Origin of the sequence: Paraburkholderia humisilvae (assembly GCF_902859855.1) — a bacterium.
Lineage (GTDB): Bacteria > Pseudomonadota > Gammaproteobacteria > Burkholderiales > Burkholderiaceae > Paraburkholderia > Paraburkholderia humisilvae.
This window is the reverse complement of the sequence record NZ_CADIKH010000021.1, coordinates 18,500-33,503: the sequence shown is the minus strand read 5'-3', so window position 1 is coordinate 33,503 and position 15,004 is coordinate 18,500. Positions and strand designations below refer to the sequence as shown.

Sequence of the window (15,004 nt, the reverse complement as noted above, 5' to 3'; positions counted from 1 at the left end):
TGGACAGCGCGCCGGGTTTTCCCTACTGCTTCACGTCATTCACTTGCATCTGGATATCGACCGGCGGCCAGCCGCCGCCAAGCGCCTTATAGAGCAACACCGTGTCCGATAGAATTTGCTGATGGTTCGACAACAGATCGAGTTGCGCTTCGAGGTACGACCGGTCGGTCTCGAATACGTCGAGCTGCGAAATCACGCCCTCCTTCAACTGCGACTTCACCTGGTCCGCGACAATCCGCAGACGGTCAACCTGCTGCAGCAACTCGACACGCTGCGCCTTGTGCGCATCCAGATTGACGAGCGCGCTTTCGACTTCTTCAAAGGCACCCATCACGGTGCGCCGGTATTCCTGCTCGGCGACCGTCGCCTGCGCTTCAGTTGTCTTCACATGGGCGCGCGTGCCGGGGTCGAGAATCGGAATGTTGATGCTCGGCATGAGACCGAACGTGAACGATTTCAGCAAGTCGGACAACGCGAGGCTCGCGGTACCGCCGTGTGCCGTCAGGCTGACCGTCGGCAGCTGGGCGAGCTTCGCTTCGCCAACCAGGTCGTACGCTTCGAGCACCCGCAATTCCGACGCGACGATGTCAGGGCGCCGCGCGAGCAACTGCGACGGCAGGCCCGCCGGCACCGGCGGCAACTGCACGCGTTGCTGCAAATGCCCCGCCGGCACCGTGTACTCGCCGGCCGGCACGCCGATCAATGTGCACAATGCGTTGTTCGCGAGGTCGCGCGAGCGGCGCAAATCGAGCAGATCTTTAGTGAGCCGGTTAATCTCGGCCTGCTGACGCAGCACCTGCGTCTTCGGGATCAGACCGTTGGCGCTCATCCCTTCGAAGATCGTCAGGATCTGCCGGTTCGCGTCGATCATCTTTTGCTGCTCGTCGATCTGATCGTCGAACTGCAGAATCTGGAAATAGGTCGTCGACACGTTCGACACCAGTTCCAGATAGCCCGCGCGCCAATCGGCTTCGGTCGCGCGAAATTCGGCCTTTTGCGCCTGCACGCCCTTCTCGACCTTGCCCCAGATGTCGATATCCCAATTCACCTGGGTCGCGAGGTTGTACTGCTGTGAAAACGGTGAACCGGTCGTCTTCTGGAAGTTCGCGCCCGCGCCGAGGTCCATTGTCGGCAATGCGCCTGCCTTTGCTTCGGCTATCTGCGCGCCCGCGACGTCGATGCGAGCGGCGAGAATCTTGATATCGAAGTTGCCGTCGATCGATTTCGCAATCAACGCGTTCAGGTACGGGTCCTGGAAGCTCTTCCACCAGTCGGGTTCAATCGTATCCGCGGCGGAAATCGACGTGCCGGTGTGATCGGTCCACGATGCCTTTTCCGGTGTGTCCGGGCGGTGGTAGTCCGGGACATGCGCATCGATGCAGCCGCCAAGCAAGGTGGCCGCGAGTAGCGCTTGAACGGCCACCGCGAACTTGCGCATGGCTACCCGGCGATCGCGCGGCCGTTGCATGACACGGCTGCGGATACAACCCGGCAAGCGGTGAACCAATGAACGAGGCAACGCAAACACGATATTCTCCGAACGATCCCGGCGATGCCGCACAGCGAACACGTGCGATTCAAGTAAAGCACGGGCGCGGGTCGTGAGGAAAGGACGATTCTGCTTATGGGCTTTTTGATGCGCGACCGCGGCTACGGCGATGAAGCTTGCGGCGTGGCCCGCGGAAGGCCCGGTCCAGCCTCCGCGGCGCCGTCAGGCCAGCTTAATGGACGTTGACGTTGTTCGTCCCGGTCATGGTCGGCGTGATCGTCGTGTCGAAGTTCTTCGCGAACGCGTTGCCATTGCCGCTCACGTTGTTGATCGACTGCGACTGTTCGATCAGCTGTTGCGCACTCACGGTCTTGCTGTTGTCGAGACTGAACGACAGGCTCGGGAAGTACGGGTAGGCAATATAGCCGCCACGCACGGCCTTCATCGCCCTGCTGTCGAGTTGTTCGGTAACGTACAGGTCCTTGATCATCAGCGAGGTCATCACAGTTCTCCTAAGAAGTGGACGCAGGATTGCGTTTTCAGGTTCGAGCATTCTTTGTCTGCTCGGGCCTGACTGACGCATAGGCTGTGCCAGTGATGAACGCGCTTTCCGTCGATGCGCGCAACGCCTTGAAAATAAGGCCCTTTCTGCTTGACGTCCGATTTTCCGGGGCGTTTTGTCGAGCGTATCGCCGCGTCGAACCGATGGGCCGGAGCCAACAGAACGCCAGCGTGTGTCAGTGTCGGCGTCACACTTCACTTCGCTATCACCGTGATCTTCTTCGAGTAGATCGGCGGATCATGCGGCACATGCTTGTCGTCCCCCATCAGCAATTGCAGCGTGTGCTTACCGGGCGGCAACTCGATCATCGTTTCGGTTTCGCCCGCACCGAAATGCAAATGCTGGCGATCCGATGGAATCTCCTGGTCCATCGGCGGCAAATCGGTATCGATCAGCAGATGATGATGGCCCGTGTTCGGATATTTGACACCCTTGGGCGCAACGCCCATATAGCGCAGCCCGAACCATACGCGAAACGGCTTGTTTGCCGGTACGACCTGCCCGTCGTTGGGATAGCCGATATACGCGATCGCATCGCGCGGCGCCGGCGTGGTGCCGGCCGCGACGGGGCTCGACACGAAGGCGGATATCAACGCGGCAAACGCCGCAGCGGCAAGGAACTTGTACATGAGCTGGGTTCTCCGTCGGCGACCATCGTGCCTGCGGGCCCATGGTCCGCAAGGTCCGGCGCGGACGCTATTTGACGATGATCGTGATCTTCTTCGAGTACACCGGCGGCACGTGCGGCACGTGATTGTGGTCGCCTAGCAGCAATTGCAATGTGTGCTTGCCCGGCGGCAATTCGATGCGCGCATCGGTTTCGCCTGCGCCGAAATGCAGGTGCTGACGGTCGGACGGAATTTCCTGATCGAGCGGCGGCAAATCCGTGTCGATCAGCAGATGGTGGTGGCCGGTATTCGGGATGTCGACGCCCTTCGGGCACACGCCCATATTGCGCAAACCCATCCGGACCCACAGCTTGCCGCCGGTAATCACCGCGCCGTCGTACGGCCAGATGATGTACTCCTGCGCGCCTGGCGGCGACGGCGTCTGCGCGGCGCAGCGTGCAGTCGAAGGACCCAGAGCGACGCATGCGGCCGACGCGATGAACAACGCGGCTAGCACGCCCGGCATTCTTGTTCTTCGCATGGCGCATTCTCCCGATGGAAGGTCAGGGCTTCGCGGTTCTGCTTTAGCTTAGGACGTAACTTGCCAAAAAGATACGCGACACTCGTTAACGTTATGACGTTCGGACTGCGTGCTATCTTTTCGATGACGGCCGGCGAGACGTCCCCTAGATTTAAACGGTCCAACGCGGACAGGATTGAATATGTGGCGAAAACTCCTGCTGGTGTGCATGATCGGGGTCGGCTACGCGCAAGCGGCCGGCGTTGACACAAAGCTTGTCCCGGTTGTCGACGAAAGTGCGCAAGTCGCGGTTCGACCCGCCGCGATGGTCAGGCCTGGCCCGCATACCGTCGACCGCAAGGTTGCACTTGTGATCGGCAACGGCGACTATCCGACAAGCCCGCTTGCCAACGCTCGACGCGATGCACAGGCGGTCGCCACGGCTTTAACGGCACTAGGCTTCGAGGTCATCCGCGCGACCAACGCGACGCCGCCGCAAATGAATGAGGCAATTGCCGAATTCGGCAAGCGTCTGCAAGCGGGTGGCATCGGTCTCTTCTACTTCGCTGGGCACGCCATTCAAACACCGGGTTCGACGCTGCTGCTCGCGACGGGCAGCGACGTGCGCGCACCCGCCGCTTTGGTGCGCGACGGCATCGACGTCGCAGCGGTGCTGCGCGCGATGTCCGCCGCGCGTCCGCAGCAGCGCAACGTGCTGGTGCTGGACGCTTGCCTTGCACAACCGTTCGCGCCGCCGGCGCACGCTGGCGCGGCCCTGCCGGCATTGCCTCGTCAAACCCTGATTGTGTATGCGACGGCGCCCGGCGGGTTCGCGCTGGACGGTCGCCATCATGGCTTGCTGACCGCCGCATGGCTGCACGAACTGGAAAGCGCGCACGATGCTGACGTCCGGACGATATTCCAGCGCGCGTCAACCGAAGTCGCTCAGGTATCGCGTGGTCAACAAAAGCCATGGATGGCGTCGACATTCGACGACGCGCTCAGCTTGACCGACGGCCTGCCTGCATTCGACGCGGCGCAGCGCATCGCCACCGCAGACGCTCCGACGACGCAAACCCGCGGCATCCTGCCGAAGGACAGCAATGAACAATACGAACTGACGTTCTGGGACTCGATCAAGGACAGCAACTACGCAAGCGACTACGAGGCGTATCTGAAGGCGTATCCGAACGGACGCTTCGCGACACTCGCGCGCGCGCGTATCGAGCGTCTCAAGGCGTCCGCGGGCACACAGAAACCACCGGTGGCACCCGCCGCTGCGTCGACGCCCGCACCGCAAGCCGTGACGCCCGCCACGCCGACACCGCAACAGCGCCCCGCGGCCGCCGCAACACCGCCCCCCCCACCCGCGGCGCCTCCGCAACCGTCGGCTAAAGCGACGGCGACCGCGAGCGGCGAAGGCAAGGACTGCGCGACCTGTCCGGTGATGGTGCCGTTGCCCGCAGGGTCGTTCACGATGGGCAGCAACTCCGATGACCCTTCCGAAAAGCCACCTCATCACGTCACAATCAGCGCACCGTTCGCCATCGGCAAGTTCGAAGTAACGGTCGAGCAGTGGAATGCATGCGCGGACGCGAATGCCTGTCCACGTCTGTCGCCGGAAAACAACTCTGTCAAGAATGCGCCGGCGCGCGATCTCAGTTGGGACGACGCGCAGCTCTACGTGAAATGGCTCGCAAAAGCGACCGGAAAACCCTACCGTCTGCCGACCGAAGCGGAATGGGAATACGCGGATCGCGCGGGCACGACGACAAAATACTGGTGGGGCGACCAGATGCGCAAAGGCCAGGCAAACTGCAAAGACTGCGGTGATCCGTGGCACAAGGAAGGGCCGGAGAGCGTCGGGTCATTCACGCCGAATCCGTACGGACTTCACGATATGAACGGCAGCGTGTGGGAATGGGTCAGCGACTGCTGGCACAACTCATATCAGAACGCACCGAACGACGGACACACGTGGGACACGCCGGGCTGCAATATGCGCGTGATTCGCGGCGGTTCATGGCGTGAAGGCGGCGACTATATGCTGACGTCGACGCGCTTCAAATACAGCCAGAGCGTGCGGCAGTCTCAAGACGGCTTCCGGGTCGCGAAGGATCTGAAATAACCCGCAGCCCGCGACGCGAAAAGACATCGATGCTTTACTGCCCGCGCGCCTTGCTTGTGATCGGCGCAATATCCGCGACGATCCGTTCCTGCCCATACCTGGCCGCAATCTGCTTGAGCCTCGCGTCGAGCACCCGTAAATAGTCGGCGGCGCTGGGTTCGCTTTCCGGCCTCAGGCTGTCGAACAACGGCGCAGGCGTGATCAGCAACACGACCAGTTCGGTGCCGAACGGCTTCGACACAATCCAGTCGCCCGCTGCACCGATCGTCGCCGTGTAGTGCGGCGGCGCCTGATTGTCCTTCGCGCGCGGCCCGGGCACCATATGCACGACACTGCCGTCGAGCACGTAGTAGTCCACGTTCACATACGAGTCGTAACCCGGCGTCGAGATGTCGACGACCAGCGGGTCGCCTTCAGTCAGTTGTCCACCCGGTGCGCGAGTGTGAAGCGTCGCCACGCGACCCGCCTGCCAGTTGCGCGCCCAGTAAGGCGCGTACGCATCGAGCACCGCGCATTTGTCCGCGCCGAGTGACTGCACATCAAGCTTGAGCGCGTCGACACCCGGCGTCGTGCCGACCGTTTCCTTCAACTTGTCGAGATCACCTGGTTGCGCGACAAAGCCGCGCAGTTGCACTACCCGATCGTGAATCGAAGGCGCAAGCGCCGAACACGGCACTTTCGCGAGCAATGGCGCGACCATGGCGAGCGTCGGCGGCGGAGCGGCATGCGGTGCCTGCGCGTCGTTTTGCGTTCCTGCCTGATGCGCCGCTACGGAGCCACCCGGTTGAGCGGGTGCCTCTGACGCTGCCGCTGCCGGCGTTGCCGATGCCGCGGACAGTTGTCGATCGGCGTCGTGTTCAACTGGCGAAGCACGATACCGGTACACACCCACGCCAGCCGCGATCAGCACCAGCAGACCGGCGACCCCCGCCTTCAAAGGCCAGTTGGACAGCGACGCGAACGTGCCTGCCGCCTTTCCCGCCGCACCCTGAAAGCCCGTTGTCTTGCCGTTCGACGCGCGCGGCTCGTCGATGCAAAACTCTTCGACGAAGCGCGCAACGGTGGGTATGCGCGTCGAGCGGTCGAATGACAGCGCCGCGCGCAACGCGCGCCACTGCCGCGTGCTGATCTGTTCGGGACGCTGCGGCTGACGATGCGCGGCGCGCGCCTGGGTCGCCGACAGCCGGTCAAACGGATGGCGCCCGGTGAGCAACTCATAGGTGATGCAGCCGAGCGCATAGATATCGTCGCGCGGATCGGGTTCGAGATGTTCGAGCATTTCAGGGCTTGCATACGCGGGCGTCAATGCGCCGAGACTGCCCGGGTCGAAAACGGTTGCGTCGTTCTCTTCTTCGGTACGCTGAAATACGCGCGCAATGCCGAAGTCGATTACCTTTACTTCGCCTTGCTCGGTCAGAAACACATTGGCCGGCTTGAAGTCGCAATGCACAAAACCGCGCTCGTGCGCATACGCAAGCGCAGCCGACATGCCGCGCACGATCGGCAGCGCCGCGCTAACCGGCATCCCGTGAAAATCCGGTGTCCGTAGAATCTGGCTGAGCGGCTTGCCGGACAGATACTCCATCGTCAGATAGACGATCGCGCCATCGCGGTCGAAGTCGTACACCGTGACGATATTCCGGTGCGCGAGCACCTGTGCCTTGCGTGCTTCGCGCTGCAGCGCGATCAGCGACTTCGGATTGCCGCGGAACTGCACGTTGAGCACCTTGATCGCCACATACGGCTTGCGATCCGATGCTTCCAGCTTGCGCAGATCGAGCGCCTTGTATACGGTGCCCATCCCGCCGACGCCGAGACACTCTTCGAGCACGAAGCGATTGTTCAACGTATCGCCGGTGCCTTTCACCTGGTCGGACGTTGCGCCTTGCGCGAGCGTTGCGCCAATGGTTCCCGATGGCGAAGACGGCGGCGCGGGTGGCGCTGCCGCGCCCGTTTGCACGGGCGGAGTTTGCACACGCGTTTCCTCACCGCCCCCCGCGAGGTTCGATACCGGCAACTGTTCGATCCTGCGGCGCACCTCCGCATGAAGATCCGCTGGCAGCGCCACCCGTGCGTGTGCTTCGTCGAGAATTTCCAGCAGCCGCGCCGGACCGAGACCTTCGGTCGTCAACGTGTTGTCGAGTTGAGCGACGAACGCATCATGCGACAGCGCGCCGCTCTGGTAATCCCGGATCAGATGCGCAAGGTTGGCCATGGGTGCAAAGCGATGCGGCGCTTGTTGGGATGAGAGGGATCCTGTCGTAATCAATTACATGCGCTCGTTCGATAGTAGCCCGCACGTTTCTCTTTCGCAAACAGAATTGACCGAGTGCCGCGCGAACCGGCTGTGTTGCGAAACGGCCAACAACTTTGGGCAATCCGTTGGCCTCGAACCGTCATCGTCGGCGTGCCGTTCATCGCATGCGATGCGCGCCGATTGCGTTGCAGGCGGATAGGCCCTTGTGCATCAATGGCCTGATCGCTTTAAGGCTGTCTGATCGCACGTCTGGCACAGCCTGTGCGTAAGTGACCTCCGAGCAGACAGAATGCTCAAACGAACCGCAAGACCCATCTTTTCCCTGTTAGGAGAACTTTCATGAAATCGCTCACCATCAAAGACCTGTCCCTGACCGAACAACTCGACAGCAAGGCCATGAAGGCTGTGCGCGGTGGTTATATCGCGTACCCGTCGTACCCGAACCTGTCGTTGAAGTTCGATAACAGCAAGACGGTTAACGCGCAGCAGCTTGTAAACCAGTCGATGGACGTCAGCAACGTCAGCAACAACGGCAACGCGTTCACGAAGAATTTCGACACGACGATCACGCCGACGATGACTGGCACGAACAACGTCAACGTGTACTGATCGCAGCGACACGCGCACGGGAACCGGGAGCACGCATGCCGCACGCGCTCCCGTTCATTGCAGTCCGCCTGTCCACCGCTTCCCGCTGCCTTTGCCCTTCGCTTCCTTGGAGAAATATCATGTCGTCCATCATCATCCGCGATCTGTCCGGTACCCGGGCACTCGAGCGCCGCGCGATGTCCGCCGTCTCGGGCGGCGCACCCGGCAATTCATGGCTCGCCGGCCTCGGCCCGGTTGCCAACGTCAATATCGGCGTTAACCAGAACATCACGCAGATGCAGTTCGTCAACGTCGAAGCACTGAACAATATCGGTGTGATCGGCGCGGGCTTCGTGCCGCCGAACCTGAATGTCAGCCCGAAGCTTTGGGCAAGCACGAATGCAGTCGTGTAATCACGGTCTGCTGTGGAGGCACGGGGGCCTCCGCACCGTGCGCTAGCGCGCGCTTTCAGGTATCCGAAGCGTACGCATTTTCCTATACTGGTTGTTCGAGCCGAATGCGGTTCGCGTGAAGTCTGATGCGATGCAACTTCCACATCGACAGCATGCGCCGCGTGATCTGATCAAGCTTCGGGAACAGCCATGGCCAAGCTCGTTATCAAAGACCTGTCCGCCAGCGTCGAACTCGACCGCGCGGCGATGACCGCGATCGTCGGTGGTACACGTTTCGGTGCGCGCCTGTTCGGCGCGACGGATCAACCCACCGCGTCCCCTACGGTAGCGAGGGTCGTCGATTTTCCGCCGGGCTTTTCTTCCGCGCGGCAAACTGTCGACGAGCGAATTCCACCGCAAAGCCTGTTGCGCAAATAGCCGTCGCACGCAATACGTCGACCTGCCGCGTTACATCGCGCGATGCACGCGCGTGCGCGTGCTTGTGTGGACGATCGGCACGCGATCCGCTCCCGCTCACCCAACAGACAGCGTCCGGGTGTGCGGCGGCACCCAACAGGCCGCTTGTCGAACCGCTTGCCTCGACAGGCCAGTACGCACGACACCTGCCGCCTCACGTACCAACCGCAACGCTTTTGAACCCAACCGTGCGCTGCCGCACGCAATGTTTCGTCAATGGCATTCACCTTGCGCGAGTCGATGCGGGCACAACGTCGTGCTCGCCTCACATCAAGGAGTCATGCCATGAAAGCCACGCTTGTCGTCAACGACCTGTCTTCGCCAGAAGTGTCAAACGTATCGGACGCGTCGAATGCGCCGCACATTCGCGAACTGCGACGGATCGCGCTCGCGCGGGACAAAATGAAACGTATCGTCGGCGGTCGCTCAGTGATTGTGGGCGTCGATGGCCACGGCGTCGGCACGGTCGACGACTGGGATATCAACACAGCTATCTTCGAAGGCCGTATCAAAGGGTCGTACCTATAGCGAGGCCGGCGTTACGCAAACAGGCGGCCCTCTTCGACATAACGTTGGAGGGGCCGCCAATGCTTTCGCCCACCGATCGCGTCGCATCCGTTAACATGGAACCTCGCGCATCGCTTTGTTGCGCGTCGCCGACACCATCACCCGCCTTGCCGACCTATACCCTGCCGAGTGCTTTGACCGCGGAACTCGAGATCCGCAAGAGCCGCTTTATCGCCTACGCGATTCCCGTCGCGGACCGTGATGCCGCGATGGACGAGTTGCGCCGTCTGCGTGCCGCGCATCCGGCGGCGACACACGTCTGCTGGGCGTTGCTGGCCGGCGGCCAGTCGGGGATGTCCGATGACGGCGAGCCGTCAGGTACAGCCGGCCGTCCGATTCTCGAGGTGCTGCGCCATCACGATCTCGATGGCGTACTGGCCGCGGTCGTTCGCTATTACGGCGGCGTCAAGCTGGGTGCCGGCGGATTCGTGCGCGCTTATACCGAGGCCATTGCAAGCGTGTTGCAAGAGGCGCCACGCGTCGAACGAATCGCACTCGCCACGCTTTCCGTCGAAATCGGCTATGCGGACGAAGCGCGGGTGCGCCGCTGGATTGAACAGCTAAACTACGCGCTGGAAAGCAGCACATATGGAATGGCCGTTGGTTTCGCGATTCGTATGCCCGTTACCATGCTTGACGATGCACGTGACGCATTGCGCGATCTTACGCAGGGACGCGCAGTCTTTCCGTCAAACATCGGTTAAGCCCGCTTAAGCGAAGCGGCGGCAACGCGACGGCGAAGTCTCGCCGTGCGTGCCGCCGCTTTTTGCGCTGCCCTTTACTCTGCCGGTTACCCTTTACTACCGCTCGACAGTTGGGGCGCCGCCTAGCTTAGCGTGATCGCACCATTGGCCGCCACGGGTGCGGCGGCCGTTGCGGTGCGCGCCACCGCTTTTCTCGCCGTGCCGCGACCAGTTTTGCGCGCAGCTGTTTTCCCGGCAACGGCTTTTCTCGCGACCGCCTTCCTCGCCGCACCCTTCTTTGCAGCCGTCTTTCCAGCAGCAGCCGTCCGCGCAGAGGTAGCCTTTTTAGCCGCTTTCCTGCCGGCACTCTTCTTTGCCGCAGTCTTTTTGGCGCCGGTGTGTCCCGCAGCAATCTTTCTAGCCACACCCTTCTTGACCGCCGCCTTCTTAGCCGCCGCTTTACGACCCACTGTCTTGCTTGCGGCCTTCTTCGCCGCCGTCTTGATCGCAGCGCTAGCCTCGACTGCCGCGCTGCCGCCATCGATCAAGAACTTGCTTCTGTCTTTCACGTTCTTGATCCATGCCGGCGGCCGGGCATGCCCACTCCAGGTGGCGCCCGTCTTCGGGTCACGATACTTCGGAGGCAGCTTGCCTTTCGTCGCGCCGGCGCTTTTGAGCTTGCCTGCGCCAAGCCCGAGCCTTTGCGCCCGTTCCCGTTCGCGTCTGGCCTTCGCGCGCGTTTCGATATCGTGCGTCGTAAGCCCATGCTTGAGCATCAGTTCGCGAATCTGGTCAAGCGCGCTTTGAGCCCGTCTTGCAATAATGACTTCGGCCTGCGCTTGCAGCTTTTTCATACGCGCCTGGATCTGCTCCAATGTGGCCATACTCCTCTCCTGGTTGAACGATACAAACGGACTATGCCATGGATATACATTGAAGTGCTATGTTTTGAACGTAAAGTAAGGTAATAACAACAATTTCAGGCTTAGCAAACGTCGTAAAAAAGCGAATCACGACTATTGAAATTATGCGCAAGGCAGTCAAGCCGTCATTTTTCCTATTTCACCGCATGAACACTGGCAAACCGTTAGCCGTTTTTAACAGAACGGCAAGCACGTCGATCATGTGCAACACGCCGTGAGAGTGCGGTCTCAGGTCAGATGCGGATACATTCCGGAACAGCAATGCAAATTCCAGAGATCGAATCGACACTGTGTGGGTGATCCGCCAATCAGGTTGCTTGAAAGTTCGTGAGCTTACCCGCACGGGCCAGGTGTCCTCAATTCAATGATCGGGTATTACCATGCCAACACGAACCGCTTCGCCACTTCAACCAACCCGAGGCCCGCCATTCTTACGTTTCGAATATAACGGCTATCGGTGCAACGTTCGGGTTGCGCGCTTGAGTTCCATCCATGCAGCGCTCAGGCAAGGTCTGCTGCGCGCATAGGCGTATTACCCTTAGACTGTTAAGTTGATGCAAGCCGCACCATGCCGATAGGTATCGGCGCCTGGCGCCCTCACTGTTCTAGATCGGGAGATTTCTATGGAGCATGCGTACATCCAGTTGCTGCACCTGCTAGGGGGGCACACTGGATGGACGTTGGCGGTCGTCTTTCTTGCCGCCTTTCTCGAGGCGCTCGCCGTCATCGGGACGTTCGTGCCTGGCAGCACCACGCTGTTCATTGCGGGCGCGCTGGTCGGCACCGGCTCGCTGAACCTCGGCTGGGTACTCGCCTTCGGAATCCTGGGCGCAGTCGCGGGCGACGGCATCAGCTACTGGGTCGGTCATCGCTATCGGCACATCATCCCTGGGGTATGGCCGTTCCGCACGCATCCGAAACTACTCGACAGAGGCCATCAGTACTTCGACAAATACGGCGCCAAAGCGGTCGTGTTCGGACGTTTTGTCGGGCCGCTGCGCGCGGTCGTGCCGGTGGTGGCGGGCATGCTGGAAATGCCGCCCGCGCGCTTCTACGCAATGAACGTGCTTTCCGCGGCGTTGTGGGCGCCCGCGCATATCCTGCCGGGCGTCGTATTCGGCGCATCGATACAGCTTGCCGGCGACGTGTCGTTCCGGCTCGTCGCCGCGCTGGCGATCATCGTCGGCGCCGTGTGGGTCATCTACGTCGTCGCGCACTTCCTTCTTTCGCATGCGCACGCATGGGCAATCACGTCACAGCGGCACGTCGTGCAGTGGGCGCGCCATCATCGTGGGCGCGCCGGCCGCTTCGTGCTTCACATGATCGATCCGGACCAGCACAGCGCCGTGCTGGTCATCGCGATCTCGATCTTCGTGTTGCTGTGCGCCGGAATTTTCTTCGGGGTACTGCAGGACGTCGTGCGTAGCGACCCGCTGGTGCAGATCGATATGTCGGTCTACCGCTTCATGCGTTCGATCCACTCGCCATGGCTTGCCGACGTACTCGCCCGCGTGACCGCGCTCGGCACGGTGCCAACGCTGACCGCGCTGATCGCAACCGGCGTGCTATGGATGGCATACGAGCGCCGCTGGCGCACCGTCGTCTACTGGGTAGTCGCGGTCACGTTTTCGCAGGCGCTGATCGTCGCGATTCAGCTCATCGTGCATCGCACCCCGCCCTGGGGTGGCAGCGCCGACGGATACGCCTTTCCAAGCAACCACGTCGCGGCAAGCGTGGTGATCTACGGCTTCCTTGGCTTTATTCTCACGCGCCGGGCCGGCGTCTACAGCGCGATCATCGTGACGACGGTCAGTACCGCGATCCTCATCGCAATTGCATTTGCTGGTGTCTATTCGGGCCGCTTCGCTTTTTCGGATGCGATCGGGGGTGCCGCATTTGCCGCGTTCTGGGTGGCGATCGTCGCGTTGACCGCAGTCTGGCGCAACCCGCGCATCCGGTCGCCGCGCCCGTGGATGCCGGTCGTCGTGCTCGCGGTAATCTGCGTGAGTGTCGTGCTGCAATACCGCTTTCAGCCTGAGTCGCTCGCGATGCCGCCGATGGTGAACCGCCCGGCCATTGTCGTCAGCGAAGCTCAATGGACCGATTCGCTGTGGAAGACCTTCCCATGCTATCGCTCGGACCTGAAGGGTGACCGGCGCGAGCCGATCACCGTGCAGTGGACCGGCGACGCCGATCAGATTAAACAGCAGCTCAGCAGCCGCGGCTGGGTGCCGGGCACGCGTTTCTCCGCGCGCAGCCTCTTTTCACTCATCTCGCCTGACGTGCCCGCGATGGACCTGCCGGTACTGCCAAAGCTCAACGACGGCGTACCGTCGCCCCTTGTCTTCGCCCGCGAGCGCGAACGCCGCGACGAGCGCGATGTGCTGCGTTTCTGGCAGACCGGCTATGCGGTGCAGCGCAAGGCCGGCGCGCCCGCGACGCCGATCTGGCTCGGCTCGCTCGTACACGAACGGCTGCTGCGTCCTTCGTGGCCATTCAACGTTCTGTACACCGACCATCGGATCGACCCTATGATTGCCGATCAAGGCAGACCGGAATGGCAGGAATTCCAGATGTCGCGGGGGATGGGTTGCAAAGGCGTCCCGATCACGCTGATTGCGCGGTGATCCCCTGCGTCATGCATGCGGCGCGCATCCATGCAACAATCGTAGGACCGGACGTCCACTACCTGCATTGGCTTTACCTCATTTAGCTTGAGCTTGGGTCCGCCATGCGCCGCAAGGAGACTTCCCGTGATCGAATTTCCGGCCGACGCAGTCGCGAAATGGGGCAGCGCGGTGGTGTTCCTGAATGTGCTGATTGCGCGCCTGGGCATTCCGATTCCAGCGGTGCCGCTGCTGCTATTCGCCGGCGTCGCGGTCATGGACCACCGCTTGCTGTTCTGGCACGTGCTCGGCGCGGCGGCGCTCGGTGCGCTGACCGGTGACAGCGTCTGGTTCACCGCCGGCCGGATATTCGGCCGCCGGCTGATTCGCGGACTCGCGCGTTTATCGGTTACCGTCGACAAGCGTGTCAGAAAAGCACGAGCGCTATTTGCCCGTTTCGGACCCGGCATTGTCGCCGTGTCGAAGTTCGTCCCGGGTCTTGCCATCATCACGCCGCCGCTGATGGGTACGACGCGCGTCAGCGCCGCTATCTTCTTCGCGTGGGATGCGCTCGGGGTGACCGCATGGGCGACCTTCTGGCTGCTCGGCGGCGCGCTGTTCGAGCGGCATTTGCGGATGTTCATCGTCGAAGTGCGCCATCACGGCTGGACGGCAATCGACGTCCTCGTCGCGCTGGCGCTTCTCTACCTGCTTTATCGGCTGATCCAGCGCTGGCGCATGCAATCTCCGTTCGAACTCTCAAGCGTCACGCCGGAGGGGCTCGACGAGATGTTGCGCCCGGCCCTGCCTCCGATGATTCTCGATGCGCGGCCGGAGCCGCGACGGCAACAGGAGCCGTACCGGCTGCCACGCGTGATGCGCGTCGAGCGCAATTCGCTGGACGAGGTGGATGCATCATCGGTTGAGCACAATACCGTCGTCTATTGCGTGTGCCCCGATCATGAGACCGCGCGGACGTTGTCGCAGCAAATGCGCGACAAGGGTTTCAAGCAGGTGCGCGCGGTCAAGGGCGGACTCGACGCGTGGGAGCGCCGCGGCTATGCAGTTGATCCGGTGCCGGCAGAACGCGCGCGGTCCCGCGACCGATCGGACCAATCGGCCGAACAGGAATCGTCGTGCGAAGTGACGCTACGCGCGATCGCGTCCTGGCGGCAATTCTCTTCCACCTGATTTCGATCTGAAC

The 15,004-nt window shown here is 61.8% G+C and carries 14 protein-coding genes; 8 read left to right on the top strand and 6 right to left on the bottom strand.

All coding sequences use genetic code 11. The annotated features are described in order from the left end of the window. Positions 1 to 22: 22 nt before the first annotated feature. The 4 genes from HV796_RS22050 to HV796_RS22035 form a co-directional block, all read right to left on the bottom strand. Positions 23 to 1,438 (bottom strand): efflux transporter outer membrane subunit, encoded by a 1,416-nt coding sequence (locus HV796_RS22050; protein WP_246355987.1) that lies wholly within the window; start codon positions 1,436 to 1,438, stop codon positions 23 to 25. 283 nt (positions 1,439 to 1,721) lie between these two features. Continuing rightward, positions 1,722 to 1,991 carry a hypothetical protein gene (locus HV796_RS22045; protein ID WP_175228632.1) on the bottom strand — a complete coding sequence of 90 codons (270 nt, stop codon included), beginning with the start codon at positions 1,989 to 1,991 and terminating at the stop codon, positions 1,722 to 1,724. A 254-nt stretch (positions 1,992 to 2,245) separates the two neighbouring features. Beyond that, entirely contained in the window at positions 2,246 to 2,680 is a 435-nt protein-coding gene (locus HV796_RS22040) for a DUF4399 domain-containing protein (RefSeq protein WP_175228631.1), read from the bottom strand. A 67-nt stretch (positions 2,681 to 2,747) separates the two neighbouring features. Continuing rightward, on the bottom strand, positions 2,748 to 3,200 hold the full coding sequence (locus tag HV796_RS22035; RefSeq protein ID WP_175228630.1) for a DUF4399 domain-containing protein: 453 nt from the start codon (positions 3,198 to 3,200) through the stop codon (positions 2,748 to 2,750). A gap of 181 nt (positions 3,201 to 3,381) precedes the next feature. Here HV796_RS22035 and HV796_RS22030 point away from each other — a divergent pair, with 181 nt between their 5' ends. Next, complete coding sequence (locus tag HV796_RS22030; RefSeq protein WP_175228629.1) at positions 3,382 to 5,307, top strand: SUMF1/EgtB/PvdO family nonheme iron enzyme; 1,926 nt, start codon at positions 3,382 to 3,384, stop codon at positions 5,305 to 5,307. Positions 5,308 to 5,341: 34 nt separating this feature from the next. Here the strand turns inward: HV796_RS22030 and HV796_RS22025 are convergent, their stop codons facing one another. Beyond that, positions 5,342 to 7,522 (bottom strand): serine/threonine protein kinase, encoded by a 2,181-nt coding sequence (locus HV796_RS22025; RefSeq protein WP_175228628.1) that lies wholly within the window; start codon positions 7,520 to 7,522, stop codon positions 5,342 to 5,344. Positions 7,523 to 7,903: 381 nt separating this feature from the next. On the opposite strand from HV796_RS22025, the gene HV796_RS22020 reads away from it, so the two are divergent. From HV796_RS22020 to HV796_RS22000, 5 genes are all read left to right on the top strand, one after another. After that, positions 7,904 to 8,173: a hypothetical protein gene (locus tag HV796_RS22020; protein ID WP_175228627.1), complete on the top strand. Its 270-nt coding sequence runs from the start codon at positions 7,904 to 7,906 to the stop codon at positions 8,171 to 8,173. A 119-nt stretch (positions 8,174 to 8,292) separates the two neighbouring features. Continuing rightward, complete coding sequence (locus HV796_RS22015; protein WP_175228626.1) at positions 8,293 to 8,565, top strand: hypothetical protein; 273 nt, start codon at positions 8,293 to 8,295, stop codon at positions 8,563 to 8,565. A 189-nt stretch (positions 8,566 to 8,754) separates the two neighbouring features. Further along, positions 8,755 to 8,982: a hypothetical protein gene (locus tag HV796_RS22010; protein WP_175228625.1), complete on the top strand. Its 228-nt coding sequence runs from the start codon at positions 8,755 to 8,757 to the stop codon at positions 8,980 to 8,982. Between the two features lie 324 nt (positions 8,983 to 9,306). Beyond that, positions 9,307 to 9,549 (top strand): hypothetical protein, encoded by a 243-nt coding sequence (locus tag HV796_RS22005; protein WP_246355981.1) that lies wholly within the window; start codon positions 9,307 to 9,309, stop codon positions 9,547 to 9,549. A 95-nt stretch (positions 9,550 to 9,644) separates the two neighbouring features. Further along, positions 9,645 to 10,292: an IMPACT family protein gene (locus HV796_RS22000; protein WP_175228716.1), complete on the top strand. Its 648-nt coding sequence runs from the start codon at positions 9,645 to 9,647 to the stop codon at positions 10,290 to 10,292. A 122-nt stretch (positions 10,293 to 10,414) separates the two neighbouring features. Here the strand turns inward: HV796_RS22000 and HV796_RS21995 are convergent, their stop codons facing one another. After that, on the bottom strand, positions 10,415 to 11,155 hold the full coding sequence (locus tag HV796_RS21995) for an H-NS histone family protein (RefSeq protein WP_175228624.1): 741 nt from the start codon (positions 11,153 to 11,155) through the stop codon (positions 10,415 to 10,417). A 662-nt stretch (positions 11,156 to 11,817) separates the two neighbouring features. Here HV796_RS21995 and HV796_RS21990 point away from each other — a divergent pair. Beyond that, a complete protein-coding gene (locus HV796_RS21990) occupies positions 11,818 to 13,821 on the top strand; it encodes a bifunctional DedA family/phosphatase PAP2 family protein (protein ID WP_175228623.1) in 2,004 nt (667 codons plus the stop codon). Between the two features lie 126 nt (positions 13,822 to 13,947). Then, a complete protein-coding gene (locus tag HV796_RS21985; protein WP_175228622.1) occupies positions 13,948 to 14,991 on the top strand; it encodes a VTT domain-containing protein in 1,044 nt (347 codons plus the stop codon). The last annotated feature ends 13 nt before the right edge of the window (positions 14,992 to 15,004 follow it).

Bases quoted from the DNA above. Each gene is read 5' to 3' on its own strand.
- HV796_RS22050 (WP_246355987.1), bottom strand. From the start codon at position 1,438: ATGCGCAAGTTCGCGGTGGCCGTTCAAGCGCTACTCGCGGCCACCTTG.
- HV796_RS22045 (WP_175228632.1), bottom strand. From the start codon at position 1,991: ATGACCTCGCTGATGATCAAGGACCTGTACGTTACCGAACAACTCGAC.
- HV796_RS22040 (WP_175228631.1), bottom strand. From the start codon at position 2,680: ATGTACAAGTTCCTTGCCGCTGCGGCGTTTGCCGCGTTGATATCCGCC.
- HV796_RS22035 (WP_175228630.1), bottom strand. From the start codon at position 3,200: ATGCGAAGAACAAGAATGCCGGGCGTGCTAGCCGCGTTGTTCATCGCG.
- HV796_RS22030 (WP_175228629.1), top strand. From the start codon at position 3,382: ATGTGGCGAAAACTCCTGCTGGTGTGCATGATCGGGGTCGGCTACGCG.
- HV796_RS22025 (WP_175228628.1), bottom strand. From the start codon at position 7,522: ATGGCCAACCTTGCGCATCTGATCCGGGATTACCAGAGCGGCGCGCTG.
- HV796_RS22020 (WP_175228627.1), top strand. From the start codon at position 7,904: ATGAAATCGCTCACCATCAAAGACCTGTCCCTGACCGAACAACTCGAC.
- HV796_RS22015 (WP_175228626.1), top strand. From the start codon at position 8,293: ATGTCGTCCATCATCATCCGCGATCTGTCCGGTACCCGGGCACTCGAG.
- HV796_RS22010 (WP_175228625.1), top strand. From the start codon at position 8,755: ATGGCCAAGCTCGTTATCAAAGACCTGTCCGCCAGCGTCGAACTCGAC.
- HV796_RS22005 (WP_246355981.1), top strand. From the start codon at position 9,307: ATGAAAGCCACGCTTGTCGTCAACGACCTGTCTTCGCCAGAAGTGTCA.
- HV796_RS22000 (WP_175228716.1), top strand. From the start codon at position 9,645: ATGGAACCTCGCGCATCGCTTTGTTGCGCGTCGCCGACACCATCACCC.
- HV796_RS21995 (WP_175228624.1), bottom strand. From the start codon at position 11,155: ATGGCCACATTGGAGCAGATCCAGGCGCGTATGAAAAAGCTGCAAGCG.
- HV796_RS21990 (WP_175228623.1), top strand. From the start codon at position 11,818: ATGGAGCATGCGTACATCCAGTTGCTGCACCTGCTAGGGGGGCACACT.